This is a genomic window from Bacillus sp. JJ1532 (assembly GCF_036965085.1).
GTDB lineage: Bacteria > Bacillota > Bacilli > Bacillales > Cytobacillaceae > Cytobacillus.
On the sequence record NZ_JBALOW010000045.1, the window covers coordinates 131,230 to 135,477 of the forward strand.

Below are 4,248 nucleotides of genomic sequence, written 5' to 3' on the forward strand. Positions count from 1 at the left end.
GCCAATCCTCCCAGAAAGGAAAAGTACACCTTTCCGAGAGGCTCGTCTTATGCTTGTCGGGGCTGGACACAAAGGAAAGCTTCTGCGAATATTCATCGCAGGAACAATTGTCCTTTGATTGTTCCGAAGGCGCTTCCGCTTTTCTTTGTACAATTTTATGCGGGACAAGCGGGGTTATGACAAAAAACACGAACTTGACTGGGGCACCTACTTGCAAATAACAGTGTTTAAAAAACAAAAAAGCGAAAAACTAAATGTTTTCCGCCAGCTTAAGTTGATTAATATGGTTTCCATTTTAGCTCTGATGCGTTTCGGAAGCGTTCTTCAACATTTTTCCAATTCACGAGATTCCACCAATTATTTACATAGTCACCACGATTATTTTTATACTGCAAATAATAGGCATGCTCCCAAACATCCAGAACTAGCAATGGGATTGTATCCCATTGGGTTAAAAGCATATGCATTTCAGATTGGAGGATTTCCAGATGACGGGAGCGTGGAGACCAAACAAGTATAGTCCAGCCAACACCTTCAACTTGCTTTGCTGCTTCACTGAAATGCTTCTTGAATGCTTCAAAGCTGCCAAAATATTTCTCGATTTCTTTCAACAAACCTCCGGATGGTTTACCTCCGCCTTTAGGCTTCATGTTATTCCAAAAAATTGTGTGCAAATAATGACCAGAGCCATGGAATGCCAGTTCCCTTGACCAATGCTTCACTAGTGAAAAATCTCCGGATTTCCTTGCCTCGTGCAATGCGGTCTCTGCTTTATTTAATCCATCAATATACGATTTATGGTGTTTGTCATGGTGTAGTCTCATAATTTCTTCTGATATATAGGGCTCGAGCGCATTATAAGGATATGGCAGCGGAGGAAGCACATGGTTTCCTGCTGCCACATTTGGTTCATGCATATATATACTGCCAACCTGCTGCCTTTCAAGAAAATATTTCTCCATGTCTGAGTGGAGCTCATCAACATAACTTTGTACAACAGAGAGATCCTCCATACTTTGCGGGCTCTTAATCCCCTCTATTATATTTGTCAGGCGGTCCATCTTAGTCCAAAGTTCAGACTTTCCTTCCGTATCTTCCGATTCAAGAAATGCTCGCATTTCTTGATTCCACTTAAACACGTCTTGAATATACTCTTCCAGACGGCTCATGCTGATCCCTCTTTTCCTACATTTTCTAGGTCCGATTTTATCGTATGACCGACTCCATGGAAAATTGCATAAAAAAAGCAGCTTGTGGGCTGCTTTGCATTTAATTTGCTATTTTGGCTGAACAATATATTCTAAGGGAGAGTGGAGTTGATAGCTTTTTTGACTCCCCAAAGCTTCAAATATAGCAGGAAGTTTAGAAAAATCAATATCCTGAAAATAAGAAGCAAATTCCATCTGTGTATTTATGTAGAGCCGTTTTCTGTGGCGGAAGCCAGGATTTTTCAATAAGCAAACCAGAGCAACAATATCTTTCAATTCCACTGCCCTTTCACCTGCAGAAAAGATTGGATTCGATTCGAACGGTGTAAATTCATTTAACAAATCCTCAAAATAGCGGACATACAATACATGTAGTGTTTTTTCTGCACCATCTTCTTCAAAGGTAATTTCACTTCTATTAAAGAAATCCTCCGAAGTATTTGACTTTTCTTTTTCGAGCTCGTAGCCATTACACTGTTTAATGATCATGCCATACCCTCCCAGAACAATAACCCCATATGTAATAATTTTATCATTAACGATAGTTATATTTTAACATAAATAGTTAGAGATAAATGACTAAACTCAAGATCTAAATGATTCCTGGAATTTCCCGAAAAATAAATCAGCATCCTCCTGAAGGAAATCGTCCTCATCCATTTTTTCAGGAAGGGCCGGCAGTTCTTCTATTCGCTTTAAGCCAAAATAATCAAGGAATTCCTTAGTCGTTCCATATAAATAGGCTCTCCCAGTACCTTCAGCCCTTCCTACTTCTTTAATAAGGGCTTTTGCAGCTAAAGTATGCAGGGAACGCTCTGTTTTGACCCCTCTAATTTCTTCTATTTCCGCTCTAGTTATTGGTTGTTTATATGCAATAATGGCAAGTGTCTCTAGTGCAGCTTGGGAGAGACCTGAAGTTGTCGGAGTGACGACTAGTTTTTTAAGGTAATCGGAGTTTTCTTTCTTCGTTGCCAGCTGGAAGGTCCCAGCAAGCTCAACGATCGTTATCCCTCGCCAAGAATCAGTGTAATCCTCCATTAATTCGTTCATAACCGATTCAGCCTGTATTTCATCGATCTCTAAGACAATGGCGATTTGTTTCAGAGACAGCCCCTCGTCCCCAGCTGCGAAAAGAAGGCTTTCTGCAATGCTTTTCCAATTGATTAACTCCAAGTATCTATACCCCCTTTAGTGTACAGTCATGTAATTTTCCGTAAAGCTACATAATCATCAAGAATATTTCTGAGAAGTTTTTCTCTTGCTCGATATGTATCTCTTTGCGCTTTATCAGCTCTAAAACAGCAAGAAATGTGACAACAATATGTTCACGATCAGGGACGGCAAACAAATCGTTAAAGCTTTTTCTGCCTCTAATACTCTTTAAATCATCTAAAATCTCGGCCATTCGTTTTTCAATTGGAATTTCCTGACGAGAAATTTTTGTTGTAACCGGCTTCTGCAGTTTCTGCCTGCGCAATAGCTTTTGAAACGCACCGAGCATGTCGTATAGAGACACATTCAAATCCGTTTTTTCAGTCTGAACTTCCTTTACATAGTCGGAAAGATCACTTGGAGGCTTTGTAAACATCAAACCTCTTTCTTGTTCCATCTCCTTAAGTTCAACAGCCGCTTCTTTATATTTACGGTATTCAATTAATTTCTCAACTAACTCGTCCATTGGGTTCTCTTCTTCTTGAATGATCAGCCCATCATCAAGTAAATCCTCTTCATGCTTTGGGAGGAGCATTTTACTTTTTATTGCCAGAAGTGTTGCGGCCATCACCAAATATTCACTTGCCACATCAAGCTGAAGCTCCTGCATTGTGTGGATATATAATAAATATTGCTCCGTAATCTCCGCCACTGGAATATCATATATATCGATTTCAAGCCGGTGGATTAAATGAAGCAGCAAATCGAGCGGACCTTCAAACGCGTCAATCTTTACATTATAATGCATAACATCCTGCATAAAATTTTCACCAAAATTTCTATTTAAATTCCCCAGTTAACACTAACATAAGTATAAATTATTCATACTCGATATCCAATAGAAATTTAAACCTTATTCATTTAACGAAATTGGAAGAAAAAACATTTCATTCGCCCATACCATTTAACATCTGCCCACATATGATGATTTTGAACAACCAAATGAGAGAAATATAGGAGGTATAAGATATGTCAAGTGTAGGCTTTGGGCACACAGGATTTGCTTTAATTGTCGTATTGTTTATCCTATTAATTATTGTAGGTGCTTCTTGGTGCTTCTAATGAAGTAAGCAAATTAAATGTCAGAGGAAGTCATACGGCTTCGGAGATTAGAATATGAATAACTTTGTAAGATTTAAAGTAAACCCGGTTCATAGCCGGGTTTTTATTTTTCCAAGTATGGGAAAAAATCATGTTTGAGCAGCCTATTCGCATTCATTCCGTTATGTTTCTTATGTTAAAATAAACATGATCGGGGGTGAAAGCGTGTATCCAAATGAATATATCGATTATTTAATTCATTTCCACGGAGATCGGGATTATTTTGAATGTCATGAAATTCTTGAGGAATATTGGAAAAGGGTTCATCCAAAGAATAAACATTCTATTTGGGTTGGACTTATTTTATTTGCAGTCTCAAATTATCATCACCGGCGTGGGAACACTGGCGGCGCTAAAAGAACCTTATCAAAATCTATCCAAATTTTCAAAAAGAACTTGAGCCAGATAGAAAAGTTGGGACTAAACAGGGGAAAGTTTTTACTGGATTTAGAAAAAAGGCAAGATGACCTTTCGAAAGGCTGTCAATACACTAGCTATATGTTCCCGATAATGGATACATCATTAATTTCCAGCTGTAGGGACAAATGTACACAGTTAGGGCTAAACTGGTGTGAAGACAGCGATTTAAACAATAAAGATTTAATTCACCGGCATTCACTTAGAGATCGAAGCCAAGTGATCCAAGAACGATTAATTGCTTTGAGATCAAAAGCAAAAGCGCCTTGACAGATGATCATCGACTAAAAACCGCCACGTCCTGTGGCGA

The 4,248-nt window shown here is 38.7% G+C and carries 6 protein-coding genes; 2 read left to right on the forward strand and 4 right to left on the reverse strand.

Features of this window, described 5'->3' with window-relative positions; all coding sequences use genetic code 11:
* Nucleotides 1-278: 278 nt before the first annotated feature.
* From V7122_RS16030 to V7122_RS16045, 4 genes are all read right to left on the reverse strand, one after another.
* On the reverse strand, nt 279-1,169 hold the full coding sequence (locus tag V7122_RS16030) for a superoxide dismutase (protein WP_335346731.1): 891 nt from the start codon (nt 1,167-1,169) through the stop codon (nt 279-281).
* Nucleotides 1,170-1,277: 108 nt separating this feature from the next.
* Entirely contained in the window at nt 1,278-1,697 is a 420-nt protein-coding gene (locus tag V7122_RS16035; RefSeq protein ID WP_335346732.1) for a hypothetical protein, read from the reverse strand.
* Between the two features lie 96 nt (nt 1,698-1,793).
* Nucleotides 1,794-2,381: an SMC-Scp complex subunit ScpB gene (gene scpB, locus V7122_RS16040; RefSeq protein ID WP_335527546.1), complete on the reverse strand. Its 588-nt coding sequence runs from the start codon at nt 2,379-2,381 to the stop codon at nt 1,794-1,796.
* Between the two features lie 46 nt (nt 2,382-2,427).
* The gene (locus tag V7122_RS16045; RefSeq protein ID WP_335346741.1) at nt 2,428-3,168 is read right to left on the reverse strand and encodes a segregation/condensation protein A; all 741 of its coding nucleotides are present in this window, start codon (nt 3,166-3,168) and stop codon (nt 2,428-2,430) included.
* A gap of 221 nt (nt 3,169-3,389) precedes the next feature.
* On the opposite strand from V7122_RS16045, the gene V7122_RS16050 reads away from it, so the two are divergent.
* Together V7122_RS16050 and V7122_RS16055 are read left to right on the forward strand one after the other, a co-directional pair.
* Entirely contained in the window at nt 3,390-3,482 is a 93-nt protein-coding gene (locus V7122_RS16050; protein WP_335346734.1) for a YjcZ family sporulation protein, read from the forward strand.
* A 204-nt stretch (nt 3,483-3,686) separates the two neighbouring features.
* Nucleotides 3,687-4,208: a DUF309 domain-containing protein gene (locus V7122_RS16055; RefSeq protein WP_335346735.1), complete on the forward strand. Its 522-nt coding sequence runs from the start codon at nt 3,687-3,689 to the stop codon at nt 4,206-4,208.
* The last annotated feature ends 40 nt before the right edge of the window (nt 4,209-4,248 follow it).